Annotated in this window: 24 protein-coding genes; 12 read left to right on the top strand and 12 right to left on the bottom strand. The window is 67.4% G+C overall.

Translation table 11 applies throughout. The features are described 5' to 3' along the window. Window positions 1–30 precede the first annotated feature (30 nt). Both JOF56_RS30390 and JOF56_RS30385 read left to right on the top strand, forming a co-directional pair. A complete protein-coding gene (locus JOF56_RS30390; RefSeq protein WP_307855322.1) occupies window positions 31–1707 on the top strand; it encodes a GGDEF domain-containing protein in 1677 nt (558 codons plus the stop codon). Window positions 1708–1819: 112 nt separating this feature from the next. Next, window positions 1820–3259, top strand: coding sequence for an aminotransferase-like domain-containing protein (locus JOF56_RS30385; RefSeq protein ID WP_209642901.1), 1440 nt, complete (start codon window positions 1820–1822; stop codon window positions 3257–3259). Here JOF56_RS30385 and JOF56_RS30380 read toward each other — a convergent pair. Beyond that, window positions 3256–3906: a response regulator transcription factor gene (locus JOF56_RS30380; protein ID WP_209648570.1), complete on the bottom strand. Its 651-nt coding sequence runs from the start codon at window positions 3904–3906 to the stop codon at window positions 3256–3258. The genes JOF56_RS30385 and JOF56_RS30380 overlap by 4 nt on opposite strands. Beyond that, on the bottom strand, window positions 3903–5168 hold the full coding sequence (locus JOF56_RS30375) for a sensor histidine kinase (RefSeq protein WP_209642900.1): 1266 nt from the start codon (window positions 5166–5168) through the stop codon (window positions 3903–3905). The genes JOF56_RS30380 and JOF56_RS30375 overlap by 4 nt, the downstream gene beginning before the upstream one ends. Window positions 5169–5283: 115 nt before the next feature. Between JOF56_RS30375 and JOF56_RS30370 the strand changes: the two genes are divergently transcribed. Both JOF56_RS30370 and JOF56_RS30365 read left to right on the top strand, forming a co-directional pair. Beyond that, window positions 5284–5883: a TetR/AcrR family transcriptional regulator gene (locus JOF56_RS30370; protein WP_209642899.1), complete on the top strand. Its 600-nt coding sequence runs from the start codon at window positions 5284–5286 to the stop codon at window positions 5881–5883. Beyond that, window positions 5838–6494, top strand: a complete 657-nt coding sequence (locus JOF56_RS30365) for a maleylpyruvate isomerase family mycothiol-dependent enzyme (protein ID WP_209642898.1) — start codon at window positions 5838–5840, stop codon at window positions 6492–6494. Before JOF56_RS30370 ends, JOF56_RS30365 begins: the two co-directional genes overlap by 46 nt. Here JOF56_RS30365 and JOF56_RS30360 read toward each other — a convergent pair. Together JOF56_RS30360 and JOF56_RS30355 are read right to left on the bottom strand one after the other, a co-directional pair. Further along, window positions 6478–7908, bottom strand: a complete 1431-nt coding sequence (locus JOF56_RS30360; protein WP_209642897.1) for an ATP-binding protein — start codon at window positions 7906–7908, stop codon at window positions 6478–6480. The genes JOF56_RS30365 and JOF56_RS30360 overlap by 17 nt on opposite strands. Next, the gene (locus tag JOF56_RS30355; protein ID WP_209642896.1) at window positions 7905–9578 is read right to left on the bottom strand and encodes a response regulator; all 1674 of its coding nucleotides are present in this window, start codon (window positions 9576–9578) and stop codon (window positions 7905–7907) included. Before JOF56_RS30355 ends, JOF56_RS30360 begins: the two co-directional genes overlap by 4 nt. Window positions 9579–9653: 75 nt before the next feature. Here JOF56_RS30355 and JOF56_RS30350 point away from each other — a divergent pair, with 75 nt between their 5' ends. After that, complete coding sequence (locus JOF56_RS30350; RefSeq protein WP_209642895.1) at window positions 9654–9920, top strand: UBP-type zinc finger domain-containing protein; 267 nt, start codon at window positions 9654–9656, stop codon at window positions 9918–9920. A 152-nt stretch (window positions 9921–10072) separates the two neighbouring features. After that, a complete protein-coding gene (locus JOF56_RS30345) occupies window positions 10073–10378 on the top strand; it encodes a hypothetical protein (protein WP_209642894.1) in 306 nt (101 codons plus the stop codon). A gap of 34 nt (window positions 10379–10412) precedes the next feature. Here JOF56_RS30345 and JOF56_RS30340 read toward each other — a convergent pair whose 3' ends face one another. Further along, a complete protein-coding gene (locus JOF56_RS30340; protein WP_209642893.1) occupies window positions 10413–10835 on the bottom strand; it encodes a DUF5709 domain-containing protein in 423 nt (140 codons plus the stop codon). A gap of 242 nt (window positions 10836–11077) precedes the next feature. Between JOF56_RS30340 and JOF56_RS30335 the strand changes: the two genes are divergently transcribed. Continuing rightward, complete coding sequence (locus JOF56_RS30335) at window positions 11078–11506, top strand: hypothetical protein (protein WP_209642892.1); 429 nt, start codon at window positions 11078–11080, stop codon at window positions 11504–11506. A gap of 208 nt (window positions 11507–11714) precedes the next feature. On the opposite strand, the gene JOF56_RS30330 is transcribed toward JOF56_RS30335, so the two are convergent. Beyond that, a complete protein-coding gene (locus tag JOF56_RS30330) occupies window positions 11715–12701 on the bottom strand; it encodes an LLM class flavin-dependent oxidoreductase (protein WP_209642891.1) in 987 nt (328 codons plus the stop codon). Between the two features lie 50 nt (window positions 12702–12751). Here JOF56_RS30330 and JOF56_RS30325 point away from each other — a divergent pair, with 50 nt between their 5' ends. The 3 genes from JOF56_RS30325 to JOF56_RS30315 all read left to right on the top strand — a co-directional run bounded on the left by JOF56_RS30325 (window position 12752) and on the right by JOF56_RS30315 (window position 14895). Beyond that, window positions 12752–13114 (top strand): VOC family protein, encoded by a 363-nt coding sequence (locus JOF56_RS30325; protein ID WP_209642890.1) that lies wholly within the window; start codon window positions 12752–12754, stop codon window positions 13112–13114. A 77-nt stretch (window positions 13115–13191) separates the two neighbouring features. After that, entirely contained in the window at window positions 13192–13866 is a 675-nt protein-coding gene (locus JOF56_RS30320; RefSeq protein ID WP_209642889.1) for a FadR/GntR family transcriptional regulator, read from the top strand. Window positions 13867–13959: 93 nt separating this feature from the next. Continuing rightward, window positions 13960–14895 carry a trypsin-like serine peptidase gene (locus JOF56_RS30315; protein WP_209642888.1) on the top strand — a complete coding sequence of 312 codons (936 nt, stop codon included), beginning with the start codon at window positions 13960–13962 and terminating at the stop codon, window positions 14893–14895. A gap of 49 nt (window positions 14896–14944) precedes the next feature. Here JOF56_RS30315 and JOF56_RS30310 read toward each other — a convergent pair whose 3' ends face one another. Then, window positions 14945–16126, bottom strand: coding sequence for a cytochrome P450 (locus tag JOF56_RS30310; protein ID WP_209642887.1), 1182 nt, complete (start codon window positions 16124–16126; stop codon window positions 14945–14947). Then, window positions 16123–17331, bottom strand: coding sequence for a cytochrome P450 (locus tag JOF56_RS30305; RefSeq protein ID WP_307855321.1), 1209 nt, complete (start codon window positions 17329–17331; stop codon window positions 16123–16125). Before JOF56_RS30305 ends, JOF56_RS30310 begins: the two co-directional genes overlap by 4 nt. 237 nt (window positions 17332–17568) lie before the next feature. Between JOF56_RS30305 and JOF56_RS30300 the strand changes: the two genes are divergently transcribed. Then, the gene (locus tag JOF56_RS30300; protein ID WP_209642885.1) at window positions 17569–19551 is read left to right on the top strand and encodes an ATP-binding protein; all 1983 of its coding nucleotides are present in this window, start codon (window positions 17569–17571) and stop codon (window positions 19549–19551) included. Here the strand turns inward: JOF56_RS30300 and JOF56_RS60800 are convergent. From JOF56_RS60800 to JOF56_RS30285, 3 genes are all read right to left on the bottom strand, one after another. Continuing rightward, entirely contained in the window at window positions 19539–20645 is a 1107-nt protein-coding gene (locus JOF56_RS60800; protein ID WP_209642884.1) for a ThuA domain-containing protein, read from the bottom strand. The genes JOF56_RS30300 and JOF56_RS60800 overlap by 13 nt on opposite strands. A gap of 58 nt (window positions 20646–20703) precedes the next feature. Next, entirely contained in the window at window positions 20704–23568 is a 2865-nt protein-coding gene (locus tag JOF56_RS30290) for a PQQ-dependent sugar dehydrogenase (RefSeq protein ID WP_209642883.1), read from the bottom strand. Window positions 23569–23780: 212 nt separating this feature from the next. Continuing rightward, window positions 23781–24728, bottom strand: coding sequence for a TetR/AcrR family transcriptional regulator C-terminal domain-containing protein (locus JOF56_RS30285; protein ID WP_209642882.1), 948 nt, complete (start codon window positions 24726–24728; stop codon window positions 23781–23783). Window positions 24729–24832: 104 nt separating this feature from the next. Here JOF56_RS30285 and JOF56_RS30280 point away from each other — a divergent pair, with 104 nt between their 5' ends. Continuing rightward, window positions 24833–26026 carry an FAD-dependent monooxygenase gene (locus JOF56_RS30280; protein WP_209642881.1) on the top strand — a complete coding sequence of 398 codons (1194 nt, stop codon included), beginning with the start codon at window positions 24833–24835 and terminating at the stop codon, window positions 26024–26026. Here the strand turns inward: JOF56_RS30280 and JOF56_RS30275 are convergent, their stop codons facing one another. Continuing rightward, window positions 26027–26569 (bottom strand): methylated-DNA--[protein]-cysteine S-methyltransferase, encoded by a 543-nt coding sequence (locus JOF56_RS30275; RefSeq protein ID WP_209642880.1) that lies wholly within the window; start codon window positions 26567–26569, stop codon window positions 26027–26029. Between the last annotated feature and the right edge of the window lie 50 nt (window positions 26570–26619).

Below are 26619 nucleotides of genomic sequence, written 5' to 3'. Positions count from 1 at the left end.
ACGGGTGATTCTTTGGGCAGAATGGTGAGTGTGTCCGCGAGCCAAGAAGTGAGCTTCGCGTTCCAGCCGTTGCTCAGCACCCGCACCGGTCGCGTGATCGCCGTCGAGGCGCTGCCCATGCCCTCGACCGGCACGATCCACACGCTGTTGAAGGCCGCGAGCCGGGCCGGTCAGCTGACCCAGACCGACGTCGCGCTGGCCGGGCACGCCGTGCTCGCCGCAGAGGACCAAGACCCCGCGGTGCCGCTGCACATCAACGTGCTGGCGTCGACCGCCGCTCACCCAGACGACCTGTTGAAGTACCTGGCGCCCGCGCTGCGGCATTCCGGGCGGCACAGCCGGGACGTGACGCTGGAGATCGGTACGCCGTTCTGCCAGGCCCGCCGGGTGGACCTGCTGGCAGGCATCGCCAAGCTGCGGGCCGAGGGCTTCCGGATCGCGCTGGACGGCATCGGCGACGGCGACGTCCCGCTGGCGCTGCTGGCCGAGGCCGCGCCCGACATGATCAAGATCTCGTCCAAGCTGCTCGCCGGGCTGCCGGACGACCCCGCGGCGCTGGCCATGCTCGACGCGCTCGCGCATCTGGCCATCCGCACCGAGACCAAACTCGCCGCGGTCAACGTCGGCAACAACATCCAGCTCGTGGCCCTGAGCCGCCTCGGTGTGCGGGTGGCGCAGGGCGAGTACCTGGAAGACAGCATCGAGGACACGGGCCTGATGAGGGCGCTGGCCGAGGCCGCGGCCAACCGGGTGACGGCTGTGAAGCCCCCGCGCGTGACCGACTTCCTGAACCCCGCCATGATGCTGCCGGTCACCGCGACCGCCGACGAGGTCCGCGAGACGTTCGCCAACCGCCCTGACATCAACGGTGTCGTCCTGGTGGACGAGGCATGGCGCCCGCAGTGGTCCATCGACCGCAGCCGCTTCCTGCTCATCGTCGCCGGGCCGTACGGCCACGCGCTGCACGCGAAGCGAGGCGCGGCCAGGCACGCCGACAAACCACTGCTCATCGACCGCGAAGCGACCGGTATGGAGCTGCTGGAGCTGGTCGGCGACACCGACTGGGAGCGCACCGGTGACGACGTGGTGGTCACCGACGAGGCGGGCCGTTGTGTCGGTGTCGTCCGGGTGACCGAGGTGATCCGGGGCGTTGCCGACATGAAGGTCGAACAGGCCGCCTCGCTCAACCCGCTGACCAGGCTGCCCGGCACCGACGCGGTGGCCCGTGAGGTCGACCGGCGCATCCAGGACGGGCAGATGTTCGTCATCGCCTGGCTGGACGTGGACTCGTTCAAGACCGTGAACGACAGCCTGGGCTTCGCCGCGGGCGACGACCTGATCCGGGCGTTCGGCCGCACAGTGGCCGAGGCCGCGGTCAACATGCCCAGCGTGATGGTCGGGCACGTCGGCGGCGACGATTTCCTTCTGGTCACAGATCTGGACGAGATCTCGTCACTGGCGACCACGCTGCTGGACACGGAATGGTCTGCCGAGGGCATGCCGGTGACCGTGTCGCTCGCGTCATTGGTCTGCGGCACGAACAGCGTAACGTCGTATCGGGAGGCATCACAGCTGCTAGCGCCGCTGAAGCAGCAGGCAAAGGCCGTGTCCGGATCGAGCTGGGTACTCGGCCGTCCCGGCACCGACCGGGTGGACATCCTGCGCGGCCGGGCTGCGCCGAGGGGGCCTCAGCTCAGCTCCGCCTGAGACAACTCTTGGTTAAGTGCTAACGAACCCACACGAAAACCGATCAGTGTGGAAAAGGTTGGCACGAGCAGGAGGAGTTTTGGCCTGAACACGGGGCCATTCAGGGGGAGTAATGGACCGTTTGACCGACGGCTCCGACCTCGTCGAGGTACTCGGCGACTGGACGAGCACGTCAGCCGGGCGGGCGCCGCTGTACCGGCGGTTGGCTGAGGCTGTACGCCGAGCCATCCACGCAGGTGACCTGCATGCTGGAGAGCGGCTGCCGTCCGAACGTGATCTGGCACGGGCACTTGCGGTCAGCCGCGCGACCGTGGTGTCGGCATACGACGAATTACGCTCGATCGGCCTGGTCGACAGCAGGCGGGGCAGCGGCACCCGGGTGGTGCGGCCGCCGGGATTCCGCCCGAGCGTGGACGGCCGGTCGTTCGGCCGGGCGACACCGATCATCAACCGGCCGGCCGAGGGCCCCGGCGAGATCATCTCGCTGGCCAGGGCGTTCGACCCGGGTGCGCCGCATCTGCGGGGCGCCCTGCTGGACCTGGTGCACGCCGACTTACCGGCGTTGCTGACCGGGTCGGGCTATCACCCGGCGGGGCTGCCGGAGCTGCGTTCGGCCGTGGCCACGCACCTCTCGGCGACCGGCCTGCCGACGGAACCGAAACAAGTCGTGATCACCACCGGCGCCCAGCAGGCGATCGGCCTGATCACCCAGATGTACCTGCGCCGCGGCTGGACCGCGGTCGTGGAGACGCCGAGCTGGCCGGGCTGCCTGGACGTGTTCCGCGCGACCGGCGTGAAACTGGTCGGTGTGGAGCTGGACGCCGAGGGCATCCGGGCGGACCTGCTGTCGCGGGCGATGGCCGAACATGGGCCTGACCTGCTGTATGTGATGCCGACGTACCACAACCCGACCGGTGTGCTGATGTCCACGGCCCGCAGGCGGCGGATCGTGGAACTGGCCGCGCGGTACGCGGTTCCGGTGGTCGAGGACCACGCGTACTCTGTCGGCGCCGGTGAGGGCTTGCCGCCGCCGATCGGGGCGTTCGCGGGAACCGGTGCGGAGGTGCTGACGATCGGCTCGCTGGCGAAGTCCGTGTGGGCGGGGCTTCGCGTCGGCTGGGTCCGGGCGTCGATCGAGACCGCCGAGCGGCTGGCACGCCACAAGGCACTGGCCGACCTCGGCAGTCCGGTGCTGGATCAGGCGCTGGCCGCGCGGCTGCTGCCGCAGTTGCCGGAGCTCAACAGCGCACGTGCCGGTGAGCTGCGGGAACGGCTGGGGCGGGCCAGGGAACTGCTCACCCAGAACCTGCCGGAGTGGCGCTGGCGTACCCCGGACGGCGGCTCGGCGTTGTGGATCGAACTGCCCAACACCGATGCGCGGATCTTCGCGCAGGTCGCACTGCGGCACGGCGTGGAAGTGGTGTCAGGCGCGACAACGGACCCGTCCGGCGCGCACGACAGCCACATCCGGTTCCCGTTCGCCTACCCCGACGATGTGCTGACTGAACTGGTGCATCGGCTGACCAGGGCGTGGGCGGAGACGAGACGTTAACCAGGGATGACGAACCCCGATTCGTAGGCGGTGATCACAGCCTGGGTGCGGTCCCGGGCGTGCAGTTTGGACAGCACGTTGCCCACGTGCGTCTTGACTGTCTGCACACCGACGAAAAGCTGTTCCGATATCTCCACATTGGACAATCCGGTGGCCATCAGGCGGAGGACCTCCGCCTCTCGGTCGGTCAGCCCGGCCTCGTCGAGGCCGGACCGCCTGGGGTCACCGCCGTGCTGTGCCGCCAGTGCGCGGATCTTGGCCGGGAACAGCAGGGAATCCCCGGCCACCACGACCCGGATCGCCCGGATGATCTCGGTAGGCCTGGCCCGTTTCAGCAGAAATCCGTCGGCGCCCGCACGAAGCGCGTCGTAGACGTAGTCGTCGTTCTCGAATGTGGTCACGACGATGATCTTGGGCGGGTCCGGCATTCTCCGGAGAATGTGGCGGGTCGCCTGGATTCCGTCGACCGCGGGCATTCTGACGTCCATCAGCACGACATCCGGCAGATGCCCGGCCACCAGGTCAAGCGCCTCGGCGCCGTCCCCGGCCTCGCCGACCACCGTCAGATCCGGCTCGGCGTCGATGATCGCCCGCAGGCCCGCGCGGATGAGTTCCTCGTCATCGACAAGCACGACCTTGATGCTCAACCGATCTTCCCCGTTCGCAACGGTATCCACGCCTTCACCTGCCATGCCCCGGCCTGCGCCCCGGCCTCGATTCGTCCTCTCAGGACAGTGACCCGCTCTCGCATGCCCGCCAGGCCCCGCCCGCCCGGGCTCTTGCTCAGCTGCTGTCCCAAAGGGTTGCGCGCCTGGACTTCCAGGGCCTCGGCGGTCGCGTTGATCGTCAGGACGACAGTGACCTTTCCCGCGTGTTTCAAGGCATTCGTCAGGCATTCCTGCACGATCCGGTAGGCCTCCACGGACACCGCGAACGGCAGGTTCGCCAGGTCGCCGTCGATCCGCGGCCGGATCTCGATCCCGGCCAGCCGCATGGTGCCGATGAGCCCGTCCACGTCGGCCAGCGTGCGCCGCGGAGTCGTGGCCGGCTCGTCCTCCCTGAGCAGGCCGAGAACATGGTCCAGGTCGGCCAGGGCGCCCCGCGCGGCCTCCTCGATCGCCGAGAGCGCCTTGTGCGCGAACCGCGGGTCGTTGTCCAGCACGCGGCCCGCGGCGCTGGCCTGGATGGTGACCACGCTCAGCGCGTGGCCCACCGAGTCGTGCAACTCCCGCGCCAGCCTGTTGCGCTCAGCCAGTTGTTCGGTGCGCCGCTGCAGTTCGGCCAGGTGGTCGGCCGGAGTCGGGCCCAGCAGAATCTGCGAGAGCCAGGTCAGCAGCAGGCCCGCCCAGTTCACCACGTGGGTGAGGGCAACCGCGGCGATCACGCACACCACGGGCACCCACGCCGACTGCCAGCCTGTCGGCACCAGGATCCGCTGGTCCCCGAACTCCAGCCACCGTCCGGTGAACGGCGCGGCGAACGACAGCACGAGCCCGAGCGGAATGACCAAGGTCAGCACGCCGATGAAGCAGCCAACCAGGATGTGCACCAGAAACCATTGGCACGTCTTCCATCGCGCTTCGAGGTTCCCCGCAGGCACAGAGGCCTGCGCGGGCACCTCGGGCCCCAGCAGTTCACGCGCCGCCGTGCCCGTGACCACTCGTACTGCAGGGATAAACGACGTCCCCGCGGCCGATCCCAGCACAACGACCGCCATGGCCACCCCTACCACGAACGAATCCGTGGCCACCTCCCCAGGCAGTATCAGCCTCAGCACAGGCGGCACCACAGCCACCGCCGCCACCACGAACGGCACCACCAGCGTCGCCCCCACGACCAGGTACGTCCACCTGCGATAGGTGAGCTTGCGCCGCGCCGGGCCGAAAACCCGGCCGAGAACTCCCGCCACAGCCCGATCCTCACATGTCGCCCACAAGCGGTACTCACTCCCAGGGGTGAGCCGCCTCCCACCAGGGTCCTAACAACACCTGTTGTATTCGAGACAACAGATGTAGTCTCCAGTCATGTCGACCCGTCGCACCGACCTGCTGGACGCCGCGATCACACTGCTGGGTGAGCAGGGAGTCCGCGCACTGACCCACCGGGCCGTCGACGCCACGGCAGGCCTGCCCCCGGGCTCGGCTGCCAACCACTTCAGCACCCGTGACGCGTTGATCAAGGCGGTCGCCGAGCGGATCTCCGACCGTGAGCGGGCCCGCTGGGAGGAACTCGCCCCCACGGTGTATCCCACGACCCCGGCCGAACTGGCCGAGGTGATGATCATGTTGGCCCGTCAGTCGACCGGGCCGGACCGGGCGCTGACCCTGGCCCGGTACGCGATCCTCGGCGAGGCCGCCAACCAGCCCGGGCTTCGCGACCATTTCCTGTCGATCGGCTCCCGGGTGGACGCCTACTTCCTCAACTGGGTCCGGGCCGCCGGATCGCCGCGGCCAGAACGGGACGCTCCGCTGATCATGAACCACTGGACCGGGCTGGTGCTGCACCAGCTCGCCATTCCCGACCCGGCCTTCGCCGCGGCCGGGCAGATCACCGATCTCATGCACACCTTGGAGAAATCATGGACACCGACCAGGTCTGGCACGCGATCGACGCGCATCGGCTGAGTGTCGCCGGACTGCTCGACGATCTGTCCGAAGAGGACTGGAGCCGTCCGTCTCTGTGCGACGGATGGACTGTGCGTGACGTGGCCGCACACCTGACGCTGCAACAACTCAGGCCTGGCCGGATATTTCGCGAGGTCGCCCAGGCACCACGTCTGCTTGTCGCAGGCGGCGTGAACGCGATCACTCGCGAGCTGGCCAAGCAGCACTCAAGCGAGCCCACCGACCAGATCATTGCCGCGATACGCGCCACGGTCGGCTCGCGTGTGCACAATTTCGGTGTCACGCCCAAGGAAACGCTGATCGATATTCTCGTGCACAGCCAGGACATCGCTATCCCGCTGAACCGCCGCCTGGACATCCCGCCCGACGCGGCCGCGTTCGCGGCGACCCGGGCGTGGCGGCTTCGCCGTCTTTTCCGGACACACAAGAAGTTGAGCGGCTTCCGTCTCACGGCCACCGACACGGACTGGGCCGTCGGCGAAGGCACTCCGGTCACAGGGCCGATCACGGCGCTGCTGCTTGTCATCGCCGGCCGCCAGGTCGCGTTACGGCACCTCACCGGGAAAGGCGCCGCAACGCTGACTGAACGCGTTCTCACACCACGTCGGTAGTGTCCAAAGGCAGGCGGACCTGGAAACGGGTGTCGCCTGGCCGGGACTCCACGCGGACGTCGCCGTGGTGTTTGTTGACCACGATCCGCCACGTGATGTCCAGGCCCAGGCCGGTGCCCTGGCCGACGGCCTTGGTGGTGAAGAACGGCTCGAAGATCCGGTCCTTGACCTCCGGGGCGATGCCGGTGCCGGTGTCGCCGATCTCGACCACGACGAACGAGTCCTGCCGGAACGTCCGCACGGTCAACGTGCCCTGCTCGCCCATGGCGGCGACGGCGTTGTCGATCAGGTTGGTCCACACCTGGTTGAGCTCGGCGGCGTAGGCGGGCAACGGCGGCAACGAGCGGTCGTAGTCCTTCACGACCTTGATGGCGCCGATTTTCGAGGCGAGCATGACCAGCGTCGAGTCGAGCAGTTCGTGCACGTCGATCACCTGGAACGGCGCCCGGTCCATCTGGGAGTACTGCTTGGCCGCGCCGACCAAAGTGGACACCCGGGTGGTGGCGTCCTCGATCTCGTTCATCAGGGTCTCGGTCTCGACGGTGTAGCAGATCCAGCGCACCGCAGCCTCGGTGGCGGTCAGCGGGCACAGGCTCATCGCCTGGTCCAGCCACTCCACGTCCAGCCCGCCCGCGACCAGGACCGGCGCCAGGTCCCAGCCGTCGCGCACGCCGTGCTCCTCCAGCCAGTCGCTGACCTCGTCCTCGCGGTCGCTGGTCTCCATCGGCCCGAGCTTCGGCGCCTTGGCCACCCGCTCGACCGCGTTCTCCTGCAGCTTCACCAGACCCGGCAAGGCCTCCGGGTCGAGCGCGCCACTGGCCAGCATCGCGAGCTTGTGCCGCATCCCGGCCACACGCTCCCGCAACGCGGCCGTCGCCCGGACGGCGGCCGCAGCGGGGTTGTTGAGTTCGTGGGTCAGACCGGCCGACAGCGACCCCAGGGCGAGCAGGCGTTCCCGCTGGTTGACCACCCGGTTGTTGGTCTGCATGCCCAGATACAGGCCTTCCAGCAGGTGCATGGCCATCGGGAACCACTCCCGGATGGCCGGCCCGAACTCCTCGGACGGCAGCTGGAACATCCGGGTGTCGGTGATCGAGTCGACGGTGACCCCATAGGTCGTCTTCGGGCCGACGTCCGCCCGGAAATACGACTGCGTGGCGCCGAAATAGGACCCGCGGTGATCCGTCCTGTTGGTCTCGACGCGCTCGCCACCGATGGTGCGGCTGAGCGCGACGGTGCCTTCCAACAGCAGGAAGAAGCAGGTCGCGGGGTCGCCTTCGACGAGCACGGGCGTACCGGCCTTGCGGTGCTCGACCTGGCCATGCTCGACGAGCCACGCCAGCTGGTCGTCGTCGAGATGCTCGAACAGGAACAGCTCGCGGAGCTCGTCAGCAGTCAGCTTTTCGACGGTCATGATTTCTCCAGGTACCTGTGCACGAGCGTGACGGCCATCGCGCCCTCACCGACCGCTGAAGCCACCCGCTTCACTGAGTCTGCGCGCACATCGCCCGCAACAAAAACTCCGGGCACGCTGGTCTCCAGGTGGTACGGCGGACGGTCCAACTCCCAGCCCGCGGGCCGGCCACCCTCGGGGACGAGGTCCGGCCCGGCGAGCACGAAGCCGCGCTCGTCGCACAGCAGCGTTCCGGCCAGCCAGTCCGTGCGTGGCGCGGCGCCGATGAAGGCGAACAACCAGGACGCCGGCACCGTGGTCGTCTCACCGCTCTTGTTGTGCCGCAACGTCAACGTCTCCAGGTGGTCCTCACCCGCGCCCTCGGCCACCTCGGTGCACGTGAGCACCTCGATCTTGGGCTGGGCGGCGATCTGGTCGATCAGATAGCGCGACATCGTGTGGACGAGCGAGTCGCCACGAACCACCAGGAAGACCTTACGAGCGTGCCTGGCGAAGTACATCGCTGCCTGGCCCGCGGAGTTGGCGCCGCCGACGAGGTAGACGTCCTGCCCCTCACAGTTCGGGCCTTCCGTCGTCGAGGCGCCGTAGTAGACGCCCCGGCCCGTCAGATCGCCGAGCCCTGGCGCGTCGAGCGTCCGGTACGAGACACCCGTCGCCAGGATCACCGTGTGCGCCGACAGCTCCGAGCCGTCGTCGAACCGGACAACTCGGGCCGAGCCGCGTGGCTCCAGCGACACCACGTGCCGTGCGGTGAGCATCTCGACGTGGAACTTCTGCGCCTGCCTGCGGGCGCGCTCGGTCAACTGGCCGCCGGAGACGCCTTCCGGGAAGCCGAGGTAGTTCTCGATCCTGCTGCTGGTGCCTGCCTGCCCGCCGGTGGCCAGCCGCTCCACGAGCACTGTGCGCAGGCCTTCCGAGCCGCCGTACACCGCCGCGCCCAGGCCTGCCGGGCCGCCGCCGATGACGATCAGGTCGTAGAAGTCGCACGCCGGGGTCGTGCTCAGGCCCACCTTGGCGGCCAGTTCGGCGTCCGTGGGCTGCACCAGCGCCTCACCTTCGGCCGTCACCACGACCGGCAGGTCGGCGCCGTCGTGGCCGGCCGCGCCGAGCAGGCGCTTGGCTTCGCACTCGCCGTCGTCCAGCTCGTACCACCGGAACGGGACATTGTTGCGGGCCAGGAAGTCCCGGACCTCGTACGAGCGCGCCGACCAGCGGTGCCCGATCACCCGGACCTGCTGCACCGGCTGGCGGTCGGACTGCTGCCAGGCCAGCAGCAGGTCGTCGAGCACCGGGTAGAGCTTCTCCTGCGGCGGGTCCCACGGCTTGAGCAGGTAGTGGTCCAGATCCACGACGTTGATCGCCTGGATCGCGGCGTCCGTGTCGGCGTACGCGGTCAGCAGCACGCGCTTGGCGGCCGGGAAGAGGTCCATCGCCTCCTCCAGGAACTCGATCCCGCTCATCTGCGGCATCCGGTAGTCCGCGAGCAGCGCGGCGACCTCCTCGCCGCGCAGTTTGATCTCCCGCAACGCCTCCAGCGCCTGCGGGCCGGACTCCGCCCGGACGATCCGGTAGTCCTCGCCGTACTGCCTGCGCAGGTCGCGCGCCACTGCCCGGGACACGCTCGGGTCGTCATCCACAGTGAGGATGGAGGGCCGTGCGGCTGATGTCATGTCCATATCCAAGCACCAGTTCGCGGCAAGGCGTACTTTCGCTGCTGCTGACAACCACACGCGAAGGAGCGCCCTGTGACCTCGCCCGCTTGCCCGGACATCGCCTCCCTCGGCCCTGACCCGGCCCCCAGTACCCAGGAAGGCTGTGAGGACTGCCTGGCCACCGGCGGCCGCTGGGTGCACCTGCGGCTGTGCCTGGCGTGCGGCAAGGTGGGTTGCTGCGACTCCTCACCGGCCAAACACGCCAGCAAGCACGCCGCCGAGTCCGGGCACCCGGTGATCCGGTCGTTCGAACCCGGTGAGACCTGGCGCTGGTGCTTCGTGCACCAGACCATGGGCTGAATCCGGCTACTTTCGCAGCGCGTCGCGGACCGGCCGCCGTTTCGCGAGGTTTCAGCCGGGCGTGAATCCCCAACGAGTTGCCCACATAAGCCGCCAGCCTTTGCCAGGATCAAGCGACAGCTGGGTGGTTGGCGACTACAGGAGGGATGAGCATGCGGGGATTCAAGCGTGTACTGGCCGCGTCGGGCGTCGCGCTGGCGGCGTTCAGTCTGACGGGGACGTCGGCTGCGGTGGCCAGTCCGGTCGACGCGCTGGGGAGTTGCTCGGTCGACACCGACGGGCACACCTGGGCGTGGGCGAAGTGCGACGTCGACAAGCAATACCGGGTCGTTGTCGACTACTGCAGGGTTTCCTGCTCGCGGGAGTACGGTCCCTGGGCCTGGAAGCCGAACCGCTCGAACGTGAACTTCCCGACCGGTGGCACCATCATCCTCCAGGCGCCGGAGATCAGGCCGTGACGACGGGCCGAGGGCGAGTCCCTCGGCCCGTCGCTCAGTAGTCCCTGGGGTTGACGACGTGCACCGCGGCCTCTTCTGCTGAGGCCGCGCCGCCGTCTATGCCCACGTCGGACGCGTAGAGCTCGGCATCGGTGTCGGCGCCGAAGCCTTCGTTGGTGGCGACCAGGCGGCCCGCGCGGAAGTCGCCAACCTCGTCGTCGATCAGCTCACCGTCGGTGTCCTCGGAGTCGCCAAGACCGTCGTCGGATTCGTTGTCGAACAGGTCAGGGACCTCACGGGCCAGTCTGTGCCCAAGGTCCTCGCCTTCGGCCACTTCGCGTGCGGTGGTGCCGAAGCCTTCGATAGCACGAGCCCGCTCGGGCGGCGAGTAGCCCTCGTCGTACGGGTTGCGATCGTCCAAAGTGTCCTCGGGGTCCAGCACGCCGGTGTCGGCGTCGTCCTCGATGTCGTCGTGCATGGCGGCTCCCTTTCAAGCAGACATCCGCCAGAGTAGGCCTGTAGCGGCGCTCGCCGTCTGGCTGGGTGCTCGATCACGGCGTACTCGCTGGTCACTGTTGTGGGCGCGATCGTGCTGTTCATGATCTTCCGAAGCCAGCGGACCGGGGCAAGATCGCAAGAAAACATCAAGGGACACCTTCTACCGTCGCCAGGCGCCGGTTCCGGGACAGCCGGATACCGCGCTGACCGGAGGAGGGACTCATGAGGCTTGTTCGACGGACAGTCCACAGGGGAGTTGCATCTGGGATTGCCGCCATCGCCGCGGCGGCGGTGCTGGCCACACCAGCGGCGGCGAGCACGAGCGGCGTCCTCGCGAAGGAAGGTGCCTGTGCCATGGGGCAGACGCTGTGCAACACCACCTACGGAACCGGCAACAGCGTCGGGCAGATCGTAGCCTGGCGGAACACGAATGTGACCGGAGAGATCGGTTTCTTCGAGATCTTCGGACCCGGCAGCTACAAGAAGACCGGCCCCACCAACCGGGACGCGGACCACACCTTCGATGTCAACGCGTCTTTCCCGCGCGGCTCGCTGCTCTGCGTGACCTTCTGGCGCAAGAACACCAACGGCTCCTTCACCAAATACGGTGGCAGCAACGGCAACGCCTGCACCTCGACCCCGATCGGCTGACCGCGGCCGGACTTTCGTGTCAGGACCAGCGTTCGGTGAAAAGGTCGCTGCTCGGTGGGGAGCCGGGCGGTGGCCGGTCGCCTGGCTTGTGTCAACCTCGGGATCGAGATCAGGTCCAGTGCTCCCAACCGCACCTCAGGGGAACGTGACGCAAGCCAGCCATCGGTACGCACCGAGCTGAACCGCGCCAACCCAACGCGACCAGACATCAAAAATCCGGGGAGGCGGAACTGCCGGTCAAGTAGGCGCCCAGCCGTTCGATGGTGCGGCGGGTGATCTGGGGATCGCCGCACCCGTCCACCATCAGAATGTAGTGCTCAAGGCCGGAAGTATTGCCCCTCAACCACTCTCCGCATTGCTCGGGCGTGCCCACCGGACTGATCCCGAGCAGTTTCTCCATGTACCCGACCGGGTCGCGATGCCGCCGAGGCCGGGCATCCACTGGCACATAACCGGCGATACCCGGGCCGAGCCAGCCCGGCATGGCGGCACGCAACTCGGAAACCGCCTGCTCACGGGTGTTGGCAACATGTGCCAAGGCAGCGCCGACGTGTGGTGCAGGCCCGCCGCCTGCCTCCTGGTAGGCCTTGATCATCGCGGCTTTGTCCGCGTTGCCGAGGTCCATGCCCAGCAACATCGGCAGTCCACGCTGTGCGGCAAGCGCGACTGTGCCCTTCGACGTGCAGGCCACGGTCACACGCGGGCGCGCGACCGGCTGGGGAACCATCGGGACTTCACGGAACTCGAACCGGCCTGTACTGCCGACCACCGGCGACGTCAGGCAGTCCAGCAGCAGGTCGAGACTCTCGGCGAAACCGTGTTCCCACCTGTCCAGGCCGGTGCCGAACACCTCGAGGTCTCGCCACGGCCCGCCGCGCCCTACTCCCAAGTGGAATCTGCCACCGGACATCTGATCCAGCATGGTCACCTGCTCGGCGAGCATCACCGGGTGCGTTGTGGACAGTACGCTGACCGCGGTGCCGACCGTGATTCTTTCGGTACGCCCCAAGGCATGTGCGGCGAAGGTGATCGCCGACGGGCAGACGCCGTAGGACATGAAATGGTGCTCGGCCATCCAGGCGTCGTCGAATCCCGCCTGTTCGGCCCACACCACCGCGTCGGACGCACGCCGCAAAGCGTCACGGTCCGACTGCCCAGGGAAACGACCGGACAGCAGGAAAACTCCAAGCCTCATGTTCTCCCTTTCACGAGCGTCCGCCATGTCGACAGTGCTACGGTCCCCGAATGATCACCGGCATGCACGCGATCGTTTACACGCGAGAGGCCGAGCAGACGCGGGCCTTCTTCCGCGATGTGCTCGAGTGGCCGTCGGTGGACGCGGGTGGCGGCTGGCTGATCTTCAAGGCTCCCCCGGCCGAAGTCGCCGCGCACCCCACCGACGGCGACGGTACGCAGGAGCTGTACCTGATGTGCGACGACATCAACGCGACAGTCGCCGAACTGAAGGCCAAGGGCGTCGTATTCACCCAGGGCATCAGCGATCAGGGCTGGGGCCTGCTGACCGAGTTCGAGCTGCCCGGGGGCGGCAAAATGGGCCTTTACGAGCCGCGTCATCCGGTTGCGACCGAGATCGGTGCGTCTTCGTAGGTGGTTCTTACGGCGAAATGCAAGTCGGGTACCGCATACTGGACAGCGAGACATCCGATGTCTAGCGAGGGGTAGCCGTGGCGGTAACCGACGACGCGATACTGCGGGTCCGGGAAATGATCATGTCCGGCGAGCTGAAGCCGGGCGACCGGCTGCCGCGGGAGGCGGATCTGGCCGATCGCCTCGGCTTGTCGCGTAACTCGCTGCGGGAGGCTGTGCGCGCGTTGTCGCTGGTCAGGGTCCTGGATGTGCGTCAGGGCGACGGCACGTACGTCTCCAGCCTGCGTGCGGGCGAACTGCTCGGCGCGTTGTCGTTCGTGCTGGATCTGCACCGCAGCGAAGAGTCCGTGCTGGAGATGCTGGAGGTCCGCCGCATCCTGGAACCGGCCGCCACCGCGTCGGCCGCGCTCGTGGTGACCGAAGAGGACATCGAGGAACTGCGCAAGCTGTGCGACGCGACCGAACAGGCCGGGTCGGTGGAGGAACTGGTCGAGCACGACCTGCAGTTCCACCGCCGGATCGTCGCCGCGGCCGGTAACTCGTACCTCGCGCAGCTGATGGACACGCTCGCCGGCCCGACCGTCCGGGTCCGCATCTGGCGCGGCATCTCGCAGGGCGGGGCCGTCGACCGGACTGTGGCCGAGCACCGCGCGATCGTCGCCGCCCTTGAGGCACGGCAGCCCGAACTGGCCCGCTCGTGGGCAACTGTGCACGTCGCGGGCGTCGAGCAATGGCTACGTGACTTGGGATGACATCTTCCAACTAACTACCGATGGAGTCTGGTGCTCAGCTCTGTCGCGAGTTACTTTCCGGTAACCCTGCTTCTCCACCGGAAAGAGCTAGCGATGCGACGGATACTCGTTTTAGCCGTGACCGGATTGGCGGTGGCCGCGTTCGCCACACCCGCGCAAGCGGAGAGCGCGACCACACATCGAGCGGCGACAACCGCTGACGCAGCGAGGGCCGTAACGGCGTTCTGGACGCCGGAACGGATGCGTTCGGCCAAACCGCTCGATCTGATCAACGTGGCGCCGAAAGCCCTGAAGGACGTGGCCCGCGGCCTGCCTGCCGTGGTCCCGGGCGGCGTGGGGATCCAGTCGTTCCCCAACGGCGGCGCGGCATGGACCGGCGGCGGCGCGGTCGTCAACACCGCCGGCCGCGTTTTCTTCACCTACCAAGGCCGGACGGCCTCCTGCAGCGGTAACGCCGTGACGAGTGCCAACAAGAGCACAGTCATCACGGCCGGCCACTGTGTGAAGCTGGGCGGCGCGTTCCACACCAACTGGGCGTTCGTTCCCGCCTACAACAACGGAAACGCTCCCCTGGGCACGTGGACCGCGAAGAGCACGCACGCCACTCCGCAGTGGGTGGCCAGTGAGGACATCAACTTCGATGTCGGCGCTGCTGTGGTCAACCAACTGGGCGGCAAGAGCTTGACCGATGTCACCGGTTCCCAAGGCATCGCGTTCAACCAGGCCCGCGGCCAGAACATGTACTCGTTCGGCTGGTCGGCCGCGGCACCCTACGACGGCACGAAGATGATCTACTGCAGCGGCACGGTGTTCAATGACTTCCTGCTGTCCAAGGGTATCGGCATGACGTGCAACCAGACCGGCGGCTCCAGCGGCGGCCCCTGGTTCCTCAACTTCAACGAGGCCGCCGGCACCGGCACGCTGAACTCGGTGAACAGCTTCAAGTACAACTTCTTCGCCAACTGGATGTTCGGCCCGTACTTCGGCACCGACGCCCAGAACCTCTACAACTCGGTTCAGGGCGCCTAGGAGAAAACACCCGGTCAGCCCTCGTCCCTGCCACGGGGGCTGACCGGGGTCACCACGTGACCGGCAGCGTCTTCAGTCCACAGGAGACGGTCTGGGTGTCCCAGTCCGGTTCCTGGTCCTGCTCCGCCAGCCGGAGCGTGGGGAACATGGTCACCAGTGCCCGCAGGGCGGTGCACAGTTCGAGCCGGGCCAGTGGTGCGCCCAGGCAGAAGTGGATGCCCCGGCCGAACGACAGGTGCAGCCCGGCGTCCGCCCGGGTGATGTCGAGCCTGTTGGGGTCTGGGAACACCGCGGGATCCCGGTTGGCGACGTTCAGCACCGGGAATATCACCGACCCGGACGGCACGGCGACGCCCGAGAACGTGGTGTCCGTCGTGGCCACCCGCGGGAACGCCGCGTGCCCCAGACCGACGAACCGCAGCAGCTCCTCGACCGCCTGTGACACAAGGCCGGGGTCGGCCACGAGCCGGTCCCACTGCTCCGGATACCTGCTGAGCAGCACATAGACCGACTTCGTCAGCTGGCTCGACGTGGTCTCCTGGCCCGCGCCGAACAGCGAGAGCATGGTCATCAGCAGTTCGGGCTCGGTCAGCCGGTCGCCCTGGTCGCTGACCTCGACCAGCGCCGTGAGCAGGTCGTCACCCGGGTCCTGGCGTTTGCGCCCGATCAGGTCGAGCAGATATCCGGCCGCGTGCCCGGTGAGCTGGTCGAGTTCGTCGTCGCCGTGCTGGTTGACAGCGGCGTGCAGCCAGGCGTAGAGCGGTTCGCGTTCGCCCGCCGGGATGCCCAGCAGCTCACAGATCACCACCGCGGGCAGTGGATTGGCCAGGCAGGCCACCAGGTCCGCGGGTGCCCCCTTGATCACCATGTCGTCCAGCAGCTCGTCGACCACCAGCTCGGCCCGCGGCCGGAACCGCTCCACAGTCCGCGCGGTGAACGCCTTGGACACCAGCCGCCGCAACCGGGTGTGCCGTGGCGGGTCCATATTGGACAGAATGTCCGGTGACATCGCGCCGGGAACGAGCGTCGGCGCGCCCGGTGCGACACAGGCCTCACGGCTCATCATCGAATCACTCAGCGCCCGGCGGACATCGTCGTACCGGGTTGCCAGCCGGACATCGTGCCCGGTGGGAATCCGTACCCACGGCACCGGATCGACCGCCTGCATCTCGACAAGCCTTGGCACCGGGTCGAAGGACAACGGTTCGTCGAACGGGAACTGCTGGGTCACGCCTGCTCCTTCCACGCCAGCGGTAACGCCGTCAGCCCGCGCAGGGTGACGCCCTTGCGCCAGACCAGGTCCTGCTCATCGATCGCCAGACTCAAGCCGGGCAAGCGGTCCAGCAGAACGCTCAGCGACACCTGCAGTTCCAGCCGGGCCAGCTGCGCGCCCAGGCAGTGGTGGATGCCGTGGCCGAAACCGATGTGCGCATTGGGCTGCCGGGTGATGTCGATCTTGTGCGGGTCGGTGAACACACGCGGATCACGGTTGGCGGCCGTGCGGTCGGCGTAGATCGGTTCTCCGGCCAGCACCGTGCCGCCGGACAGCTGCACGTCCGCCACGGCCCACCGCGGAATGCCGACCGTCGCGGCCAGCGGCACGTACCGCATCAGTTCCTCGACCGCGGACGGCACCAGCGAAGGCTCCGCCAGCAAGAGCCGGAGCTGGTCAGGGTGGGTGAGCAGAACGTAGGTGAAGATCGGGATCTGGTTGGCGGTCGTCTCGTAGCCGGCCGAGAGCAGGCCCACTGCCAGCAACAGCAGCTCCTCCTCGGTGAGCCTGCCGTGCCCGTCCCGGGCGGCGACGAGCGCGCCCAGCAGATCGTCGGACGGCGTCTCGCGGCGTTTGCGGACCAGCTCGGCCATGTAGCCCATCAGGTTGCCGAGGCCCTCGTTGCGCTGCTCGGCGGTCAACGACTCCCCCGACACGAACGCACCCGCCCAGGCCCGGAAGTCCTTGCGGTCGCTCACCGGAATCCCGAGCAGCTCACAGATCATGGTGATCGGCAACGTCCGCGCGAAATCCGTGACCAGGTCGCCCGGTGACCCTGTTTCGATCATCCGGTCCACCAGCTCGGTGGCGATGGCCAAAGCCCTTGTCCGCAACCGTTCCACGCGCCGCGCGGTGAAAGCGCCGGTGACGAGCTTGCGAAGCCGCGTGAGATCGGGCGGGTCCATGTCCATCATGCCGCGCGGCGGCGTGGCCACGGAGGCACGCGGTTCTTCCCGTCCCAGACCCGCCGCACGACTGAAACGCGGATCGACCAGCACCGCACGCACGTCTTCGTGCCGTGTCACGAGCCACGCGTCGCCGCCGTACGGCAACCGCACCCGGCACAACGGTTCGTGCTCCCGGATGTGGTCGTAGATCGGGTCGAGGTCAAGGCGATGTGCTTCCGAAAAGGGATAAGACCGCACTTCGCAGTCGGTGGACACGGCCCGCATTCCAGTCCTTCCAGATCGCCGGGTGACTCCGCCAGAGTGCCGAGCGGTCCCGGCGGTCGTAAAGGCCGGCGTAACGCGGCGTAACGCGAACCTGGTGTGCGAACATCCGAGCTGTTACGTTCGTTTGTTGTGGTTGCCCGGTGCGCGGTGTGTCAGAGCGCCCTGCCGGAAAGGGCAGTACGCGCCTATTGCTCAAACGCGTGCCGACAACGGGCCTATCGCGCCAGAATGGCGCAGGCGGTGGACAAACCAGCGCCGCCCAGCAGCCGGATCGTCAGCAACCTTCCCGCTGAGCGGGACAGTTTCGTCGGCAGGCAGCACGAACTGATCAAGCTCGAGCGGCTGATGCGCAGACATCGGCTGCTTACGTTGACCGGCAGCGCGGGCGCGGGCAAAACGCGTCTGGCGATCGCCGCGGCCGGCCGGGTGCAACGAGCCGACACCGACCGGGTCCTGTTGGTGGAACTGGGATCGGTGACCGACGAGCAACTGCTTGCGCAGACAGTGGCGGCCGCGGCCGGGCTGACCGAGCACAGCGACGAACCGATCCTCGAGACGATCGTCGCGACACTGCGGACCATGCGTGTCCTGGTGGTGCTGGACAACTGCGAGCATCTGCTCGACGCGTGCGCCAAACTCGCCGACACCCTGTTGTCGCGGTGCCCCAGCATGCGAATTCTCGCCACCAGCCGGGAAGCCCTGCGAATCACCGGCGAGGTGACCGTCCGGATCGATGGCCTGGGTGTTCCGGATGACGGCAAGGACGCCAGTGTGAACGCGTTACGGCGTGCGGACTCCGTGCGGCTGTTCGTCGAACGCGCGAAAGAGATGTTGCCCGACTACAAGCTTCCGGCCGCCGAAGCGCACGCGGTCGCGGCCATGTGCACCCGGCTGGACGGCATCCCGCTGGCGATCGAGCTGGCCGCCCGCTGGGTCCCGGTGCTGTCGGCCGGTGAGATCTGCGCCCGGCTGGACAGCCGGTTCGACCTGTTGGTCATGGGCGGCCGGACCAGGCCCAACCGGCAGCGGAGCCTGCGTGAGGCGATCGACTGGAGCTACGAACTGCTGGCGCCAGGCGAACAACGCGCGTTACGCCGGCTCGCGGTGTTCGTCGGTGGCTTCGACCTGGAAGCGGCCACCGCGGTCTGTGGCCTGGACACCGACACGACGCTCGACATGATCTCCCGCCTGCAGGCCAAATCCCTGCTCACAGGCGCACGCTTCCGGTTGCTCGAGTCGATCCGGCTCTATGCCATGCAGCGACTGACAGACGCTGAGGAGACCGACAGCGCCTATGAAGCGCTCGCCAGCTGGCTCGCCGGTATGGCCGAAGCGTTCGTCACGACACCAATGTCGGTGCCACGCGAGATCCGCAGACTGGCGGCGACACAGGCCAGTACTTTGCGGGTCGTCTGCGAATGGACCGGGACCAGGTACGACGAGCGGCACGTGCTGCTCTCGACAGCCCTGGCCGTCGCACACGCCAATCTGGGTTTCCTGGCCGATGCCCGGAAAGTATTGCGGGAAGCGCTTGACCAGCCGCAAGGCGAACCCCGGCACCGCTGCGCTGCACTCGACCGGGCGGGGTGGTTCGCCGGATTCCAGGGCGACTTCACCGAGGGGATCGAACACGCGCACCAAAGCCTGGCCATCGCCCGTGATCTGGCGGACCCCGGGCTGATCACCAACTGCCTGACCACGTTGGCGTGCGTGCAGCAGATGGCCGGTGAACTGGATCTGGCCCTGCGGCACCGGACCGAGTGCGTCGAGACGGTCCGTGACCTTGATCAGCCGTTCGCGACCGCGACCTGCCTGGCACACCTGGCCTGGTCGTTGTCGCTGGACGGCGACCAGGAGCAGGCCTGGGTGCTGGCTCAGGAAAGCCTCGCGATCTGCCGGCGGCTCGAATCGGTGAACAAGGCCGCCGAGGCACTCAACGTGCTCGGCGGGATCGCACTGCGCAAAGGTGACCTGGACGTCGCCGAGAACGTCTTCCGGGAAGTGCTGCACACCAACTCGAAATATCCGCACAACCTGCCGAACGCGATCGAAGGGCTCGCCCTCGTCGCCGCAGGACGCGGTGAACAAGAACGAGCCCTCCGGCTCTACGAGGAGGCGCTGCCGATGCGCCGGGCAACCGGGGTCATCGGTGACCCGTACTGGCAGAGACAGGTCACCGATGGTCTCGGTCTGGCAGATCAGGTCCCGTAGACGTCGAACTCGAACAACGAATAGCCCCACGCCGTGGCACGGGCTGTGCCGTACATGCGGACGTAACGAGCGGTCGTCGCGGTGAACGAGATGTCGTCCACACCGCCGTCACTCGCGGTCTGGGTGTTCACTGTGGACCAGCTGGATCCGTTGGCGGACACCTCGATCCGGTACGCCCGGCCGTACGCGGCCTCCCACTGCAGCCGGACCCGGGAAACCTGGCGGTTCTGGCCCAGGTCGACCGACAACCACTGCGGGTCGGCGAACTGCGACGACCAACGGCTGCCGGTGTTGCCGTCGACCGCGTTTCCCGCGCCGTACGACGCGTTCTCGACCGTGGACGCCGTCGCCGGACGGCCGCGTGACAACAGCACCGGGCCAGGCTGGGTATCCGGGCTGCAGTCGCCCGGAACCATGCCTGCGACCCAGCGAATGCCGCCCAGCAGCGAGTTCCGGAAGTTCGCCTCGGCGTAGGACTGCTGCGTGTGACCGAGGCCGGTGTACCAGGATCGGCCGCCACGGTAGTTCTGGCACCAGATGATCGGGTGGTCGGCGCCCATGTTGCCGCCGGAGTACGTGGATTCGTCAAGTCTGGCCAGGATCCTGGCGCCGCCACGCGGGTTGGTCTGGTAGTTGTACAGCTCATCTGTCCGGACCCATGCCACCGGCAGATGCGAAGTGGACGGGTGCGTCCGGTCGTCCACGCGCACGGTCACCTGCTGAATCTGCGGATGCGAGTGGAAGTACGCGCCGACAAGGCCGCCATAGAACGGCCAGCCGTACTCGGTGTCCGCGGCCGCGTGGACACCAACATAGCCGCCGCCACCGGCGATGTACGACTCGAACGCGGTCTGCTGGGTGGCGTTCAGCACGTCACCGGTGGTGCTGAGGAACACCACGGCTTTGTAGTTGGCGAGATTGGCCGTGGTGAAAGCGTTTGCGTCCTCGGTGGCGTCGACCGTGAAGCTGTTGGCCGCACCCAGTTCCTGCAGTGCCTGGATGCCCGCGGGAATCGAGTCGTGCCGGAATCCGGCTGTCTTGGAGAAGACCATGATCCGGTACGGCGGGTCGGCCGCCTGGCTGACGCCGGTCATGAGTGAGAAAACAAGGGACAATGCAACAGCGATAGCAAGAGACGTCCTCCGTATCGTGTTATACACCGTAAACCTCCATCTCCCACAAAGAGTATCCCCATGCTGTGGCCCGGGCGGTCCCATTGACCCGGACATATCTGGCTTCTGCCGCGGCAAAGCCGATATCGTCGATCCCGCCGTCGCCGGTCGTGGTGGAGTACACGCCGTTCCACGTACTTCCGTTGGTGGACACCTCGATCCGGTACGCCCGGCCGTACGCCGCCTCCCAGTTCAGCCGTACTCGGGAGACCGACCGGGTCTGGCCGAGATCGATCGACACCCACTGCGGGTCGGCGAACTGCGACGACCAACGCGTGGCGGTGTTGCCGTCGGTCACGTTGCCTGGGCCGTAGGTCGCGTTCTCCGAGGAAGACGCGGTCACCGGGCGGCCCGCGGACAGCAGTCCAGGCTGCGGCGGGCCGGACCCGCCCAGCGTGAACTGGTCCACATCGAAGAGCGCACCCGCACCACCTGTGAAGACCAGGAACAACTTCGTGGTCCCGGCCGGGATGCCGGACAGATTCGCCGTCACGTTGACGAAAGTCTCCCAGCTGCCGGTGTTGGCCACCGCGACCGATCCGAGCAGCGTGCCGGTCTGCGAACCCGCCCGGACCTGCAGCGTACCTCCGGCACCGCCGGAGGAAACCCGGGCCGTCATGCTCGGAATACCTTGCAGCACATAGGGATCGAACGACACCCAGTCGCCGTTCTCGATGTTGCCGATGGTCCGGCCGCCGTTCGCGGCAGGCTTGTCGATGATCCCGACGCCCTGCATGGTCTTGAAGTGCTCGGCCTGGCGGGTCCTCGGCTGCGTCACCGACTGGGCGTGGGTTGTGATCGGTGGCTGGCCTCCGCCACCGTTGTCGGTGTACTCCGCGTCCCAGACGCCGAACAGGTTCGCGGATGTGTCGTGTTCACCGTCCAACGGTGTCGCAATGCTTCCGGTGCAACCATTTTGCGACGTGATCGCGTGACCGTGGCTGTCGTGGCCCAGGATGTAGGTCATCTTGACCCGGTTGCAGTCGATCGTGCCGTCCTCGGGGTCGGTCACCCGGATCCGGAACGGGACGGTGTCACCGAAGTTGAACACCTGGCCGTTGGCAGGCAACTCGACCACCACTGTCGGCGCGGTGTTCCCGATGTTGATGGGCACGCTCGCGCTCGCGGTCAGACCTGTGTTGTCGGTGACCGTCAGCGTTGCCGTGTAACTGCCGTTGGTGTTGTAGGTGTACGACGGGTTCGCGGCTGTCGATGTGCCGCCGTCACCGAATGTCCAGCGGTAGGTCAACGGTCCGCCGTCCGGATCGGACGTTCCGGCTGACGAGAACGTGACGGCCAGCGGCGCCGCACCGGACGTGCGGTTCGCACTCGCCGCGGCGATCGGTGCCCGGCCACCGGACGGGCGGTATTCGATGCGGTAGACGGCGGAGTTCGCGTCCCCGTTGAACCATCCTGTGCCGTAGTCCAGAACGTACAGTGCGCCGTCCGGTCCGAACTGCGCGTCCATGACCTGCGTGCCGGACCACGGGAACGGCTGGATCGTGCCACGGTTTCCGTTGGCCAGTACCTCGATGTCCTTGATCCAGCGGCGACCGAACTCGGTCGCGAACACGTGCCCGTCCAACGACTGCGGGAACTTCACCGCCGAGTTGAGGTTCGGGTCGAACCGGTAGACCGGCGCGCCCATCGGCGATTCCGAGCCGCCGCCGAACTCCGGCGGCGAACCACTGTCACCGGCGTACTTGATCCACGCCGGTGACGGCGCGGGCAACTGCTTGATGCCGGTGTTGTTGCGGGAGTTGTTGGTGGGGCCGCCCGCGCAGTCGTACTTCGCACCAGCGGTGTTGGTGTCGTAGTTGAACTGTGCGTACGTCTCGGTCGGGGTGTTCGAGCCTGTGCAGTAGGGCCAGCCGTAGAAGCCCGGCCCGGTGACCCGGTTGAACTCGACCTGGCCGCTCGGCCCGCGACTGGTGGTCGTGCCGGCGTCCGGACCGTAGTCTCCCAGGTAGACGATGCCGGTGGCCTTGTCGACATTCATCCGGTACGGATTGCGGAAGCCCATCGCGTAGATCTCGGGCCGTGTGTTCGCGGTGCCGGGCGCGAACATGTTGCCCGATGGGATCGAGTACGAACCGTCGGCGTTGACCCGGATACGCAGGATCTTGCCGCGCAGGTCATTGCTGTTCGCGGCACTGCGCTGGGAGTCCAGCGCAGGGTTGCGGTTGGGCCGGTCGTCCAGCGGCGCGTAGCCGTCGGCGAACGGATTCGAGTCGTCGCCTGTGGTCAGATACAGGTTGCCCGCCGCGTCGAAGTCGATGTCCCCGCCGACGTGACAGCACAGACCACGGCTCGTGGCGACTTCAAGAATGGTGCGGGCGCTGCCCATGTCGATCGTGAGATCGGCGTTCAACTGGTAGCGCACAAGCCGGTTGACGCCGTTGAACCGGGCGAAGTCGGCAGCGGTGCCCTGCACGGGAGCGTCACCGGCCGGTGTGGTCAGTGGCGGGGCGTGGAACAGGAAGACGAACCGGTTGCTGACGAAGGCAGGGTCCGCGGCGATGCCCTGCATGCCTTCCTCGTCGTGGGTGTAGACCGGGATGTTCCCGATCACCCTGGTGTTGCCGGCGGCGTCGGTGGCGCGGATCGTGCCGTTTCTGGCCGTGTGCAGCACGGTGCGATCGGGCAGCACCGTCATGGACATGGGCTCGCCCATCTCCGGCTCGCCCTTGGCCAGCGTCACCTGTTGGTAGTCGGCGGGATCGACCGGCGGGGCAGCGTCGCCGAGGCCCGCCATCGGCCCGACCGCCAGCATGGCCGCGAACAGCACCGCGGCGGCGAACAAGTATTTCGGGCGCGTGAAAGTCGCTGTGGGACCGGGAGTCACGGGTCTCCTTCCGAGATCGGCCCGTGCGGGCAGGGAAGGGCACGGCGGATCGGGCCGGCGCCGGCGGCGGGCGTGGTCCGGCATCCAGGCGAGAGAGCGCTCTCCCAGGCCCGAGTGTGACCCGGCCACCCCGCGATGTCAACGACAAGTTTCCGTTGTGAAAAAAGGAGTTCAGTTAGTTCGCGTACTAAATAAAGCTCTCTCGAAAGGAATCAGCGCGCGGAGCCGGGTCGCCGGTCGGCCAGGTGCCGCTCCACTCCGTCCAGCAGGCGGCCCATGCCGAACTCGAACAACCCATCCAGGTCCAGCTCCATATCGCTGGCGACCGCCCGATTCAGCAACGGAAAGTCGCCGGTGCCGACCATGACACGAAAGCCGGGCTCCAGGGTCTGCATCCACTCGTCGCTCGTGAGCCCCGAGTCCTGCTCGGCCTGGGCCTCGGCCTCGAAGGTGAGGGCCAGGCCGCGCACCTGGCTGAACAGTGTCGTGTGGATGTACATCATCTCCTGGATCGTCAGGCCCAGCCCGTCCAGCGCACGCAGCGCCCACTCGGTGTGCCGCATCCCGCTGAGGATCAGCTGCGGGCGGGTGACCGACAGGGCCACGGCGAGCCACGGGTGGCGGCGGAACCCTTGCCACTGCACACGGGAGCACAGTTCCAGCTGGGCCCGCCAGCCCTTGGGCGGCCGGACCGGCAGGGGGTCCTCGCCGAACGCACTGTCCATCATGGACACCAGCAACTCGTCCTTGCTGTTGACGTGACGGTAGAGGGACATCGGGGCCGCACCCAGTTCGGTCGCGATGCGCCGCATGGACAACTGCGCCAGGCCTTCGGCGTCGGCGATCCGGATGGCTGCCGCCACGATCCGCTCTCTGGTCAAGTCGGGGTCGCCCTCGTTCCGGCGCGTGACGCTCACCGGAACACCGGTCGGCCGGGCGGGTACAGCCGGGCCGGCGACTACCGTGCCCCGCCCCGGCAGCGACCGGGTCACCCCCTCGGCGTTCAGGGTCGCGAGCACCTTCGTCGCGGTGGCCAGGGCCACGCCCCACTCACGGGTGATGCCGCGCGCCGATGGCACCGGGTCGCCAGGCCGCAGTTCGCCAGCGGTGATGCGGGCCCGGATCTCATCGGCGATGCGCCGGTACGGCGGCTGAGTCATCGATCGGCCCTCCTCCCACCGTACTAGTACACCAAGCGGGCTTGACTAGTACACATACGGTGTACGCACAAGTGGAACATCGTACGTGTCGAGGGGGCACAGCAATGATCAACCGGACGGTACTGATCTCAGGCGCCGGTATCGGCGGACCGGCGCTCGCGTTCTGGCTGCGGCGGCACGGCTTCGCTCCGACGGTCGTGGAGGTCGCGCCTGCGCCCCGGCCCGGCGGGCACGCCGTGGACATGCGCGGCGCCGGGCGCGAGGTGATCGAACGGATGGGGCTTCTCGACGCGGTACGGGCCGAGCGCGTCGACGAACGCGGATTCGCCTATGTGGACAGTCGTGGCCGGTGGGGCGCCAGGATGCCGGCCGACCTGTTCGACGGCAAGGGGATGGTGGCGGAGATCGAGATCATGCGTGGCAACCTGACTCGCATCCTGTACGACGCCACACACGACGGCACCGAATACGTGTTCGACGACCGGATCACCGGGCTCACCGAGGATGGAGACGGCGTCAAGGTGACGTTCGCCAGCGGTACCGTACGGCGATTCGACATCGTGGTCGGCGCGGACGGGCTGCACTCCGGGGTGCGCCGACTCGCCTTCGGCCCGGAGCAGGAGTTCGTGCGGCACCTCGGCGGGTACATGGCCTACTTCACGGTCCCGGACCCGGGCAACCTGGACCACTGGTTCCTGATGCACGGCGCGCCGGGCGGCCTGGTCGCCGGGATTCGGCCGGAGAACGGCGGCACAGCCAAGGCGATGCTCAGCTTCACCTCCCCACCGCTGAACTACAACCGGCGCGATATGGCTGCTCAGCAGGAAATCCTACGCGCCAAGTTCACTGGGGCAGGCTGGCTGGTACCGCAGATCCTCGCCGCGATGCCGCACGCCGGGGACTTCTACTTCGACTCACTGAGTCAGGTCCACATGAGACAGTGGCACCAAGGACGGACGGTGTTGCTCGGCGACGCCGGATACTGCGGCTCGCCGCTGGCCGGACTCGGTACCGCGGTGGCACTCGTCGCCGCCTACGTGCTCGCCGGTGAACTGGCCACGACACCGGACGACCACGAGGCAGCGTTCGCCCGATACCACGACGAGATGCGCCCCTATGTCAAGCAATGCCAGACCCTGCCACCCGGTGGAATGAAAGGCTTCGCGCCCAACAGCGCGCTGATGATCCGGATGCGCAACCTCTCGATGACCATGATGACCCGCTGGCCAATGCGTGCGCTCGTCGCCAGGCAATTCCAGAAGGCCGACGCGATCACCCTGAAGGACTACCAACAGTGATCATGCCCGCCGGAACATCTGCTCAGGCAGGCCCGCGGGATCCCAGTCAAGCGTAGGCGGCAACGCACCCTCCATGGTCAGCAACCACCGCTTGACCTCAAGCCCACTCGCCCTCGTACCCCCGCTGTACCCACCCAAACCGTCATGCGACACAACCCGATGACACGGCACAACAACAGGAACGGGATTAGACCCCATGATCGCCCCGATCCCCCGCGCAGGCGCATCCGTCCCACTGCGCGCAGCAAGCTCCCCATACGTAACCGAGGCCCCAAAGTCCACAGTAGAGTAAAGTGTGCGCAGAACCTCCTGCTGCACCCGGGAAGTCCCCCGCCAGTCGATCTCGACGTCGAACCGCTCCCGCTTCCCGGCGAAATACTCAGCCAGCTGCGCCAGAACAGGCGCCACCCGCTCCGGCTCATCAACCACCGGCAGCTTGGCCCGGCTCTCCAGCCAGCTCACATCGGCCAGCCCAACCTCGCTCACAGCCACATACAGCCGCCCCACCGGCGTCCCCAGCGACCCGACCGCGACATCAGACACATTCATCACTACCTCTGACTATTGTTACTGACACACCCACTGTGCCGGAC

It is taken from the genome of Kibdelosporangium banguiense, from assembly GCF_017876405.1.
In the GTDB taxonomy this organism is placed as follows: domain Bacteria; phylum Actinomycetota; class Actinomycetes; order Mycobacteriales; family Pseudonocardiaceae; genus Kibdelosporangium; species Kibdelosporangium banguiense.
This window is presented reverse-complemented; position numbering and strand designations above follow the sequence as displayed.

Bases quoted from the DNA above. Each gene is read 5' to 3' on its own strand.
- JOF56_RS30355 (WP_209642896.1), bottom strand. From the start codon at position 9,578: ATGACATCAGCCGCACGGCCCTCCATCCTCACTGTGGATGACGACCCG.
- JOF56_RS30330 (WP_209642891.1), bottom strand. From the start codon at position 12,701: ATGAGGCTTGGAGTTTTCCTGCTGTCCGGTCGTTTCCCTGGGCAGTCG.
- JOF56_RS60800 (WP_209642884.1), bottom strand. From the start codon at position 20,645: ATGACCGGCGTCAGCCAGGCGGCCGACCCGCCGTACCGGATCATGGTC.
- JOF56_RS30285 (WP_209642882.1), bottom strand. From the start codon at position 24,728: ATGACTCAGCCGCCGTACCGGCGCATCGCCGATGAGATCCGGGCCCGC.
- JOF56_RS30385 (WP_209642901.1), top strand. From the start codon at position 1,820: ATGGACCGTTTGACCGACGGCTCCGACCTCGTCGAGGTACTCGGCGAC.
- JOF56_RS30345 (WP_209642894.1), top strand. From the start codon at position 10,073: ATGCGGGGATTCAAGCGTGTACTGGCCGCGTCGGGCGTCGCGCTGGCG.
- JOF56_RS30280 (WP_209642881.1), top strand. From the start codon at position 24,833: ATGATCAACCGGACGGTACTGATCTCAGGCGCCGGTATCGGCGGACCG.
- JOF56_RS30370 (WP_209642899.1), top strand. From the start codon at position 5,284: ATGTCGACCCGTCGCACCGACCTGCTGGACGCCGCGATCACACTGCTG.
- JOF56_RS30365 (WP_209642898.1), top strand. From the start codon at position 5,838: ATGGACACCGACCAGGTCTGGCACGCGATCGACGCGCATCGGCTGAGT.
- JOF56_RS30340 (WP_209642893.1), bottom strand. From the start codon at position 10,835: ATGCACGACGACATCGAGGACGACGCCGACACCGGCGTGCTGGACCCC.
- JOF56_RS30315 (WP_209642888.1), top strand. From the start codon at position 13,960: ATGCGACGGATACTCGTTTTAGCCGTGACCGGATTGGCGGTGGCCGCG.
- JOF56_RS30325 (WP_209642890.1), top strand. From the start codon at position 12,752: ATGATCACCGGCATGCACGCGATCGTTTACACGCGAGAGGCCGAGCAG.
- JOF56_RS30335 (WP_209642892.1), top strand. From the start codon at position 11,078: ATGAGGCTTGTTCGACGGACAGTCCACAGGGGAGTTGCATCTGGGATT.
- JOF56_RS30300 (WP_209642885.1), top strand. From the start codon at position 17,569: ATGGCGCAGGCGGTGGACAAACCAGCGCCGCCCAGCAGCCGGATCGTC.
- JOF56_RS30360 (WP_209642897.1), bottom strand. From the start codon at position 7,908: ATGACCGTCGAAAAGCTGACTGCTGACGAGCTCCGCGAGCTGTTCCTG.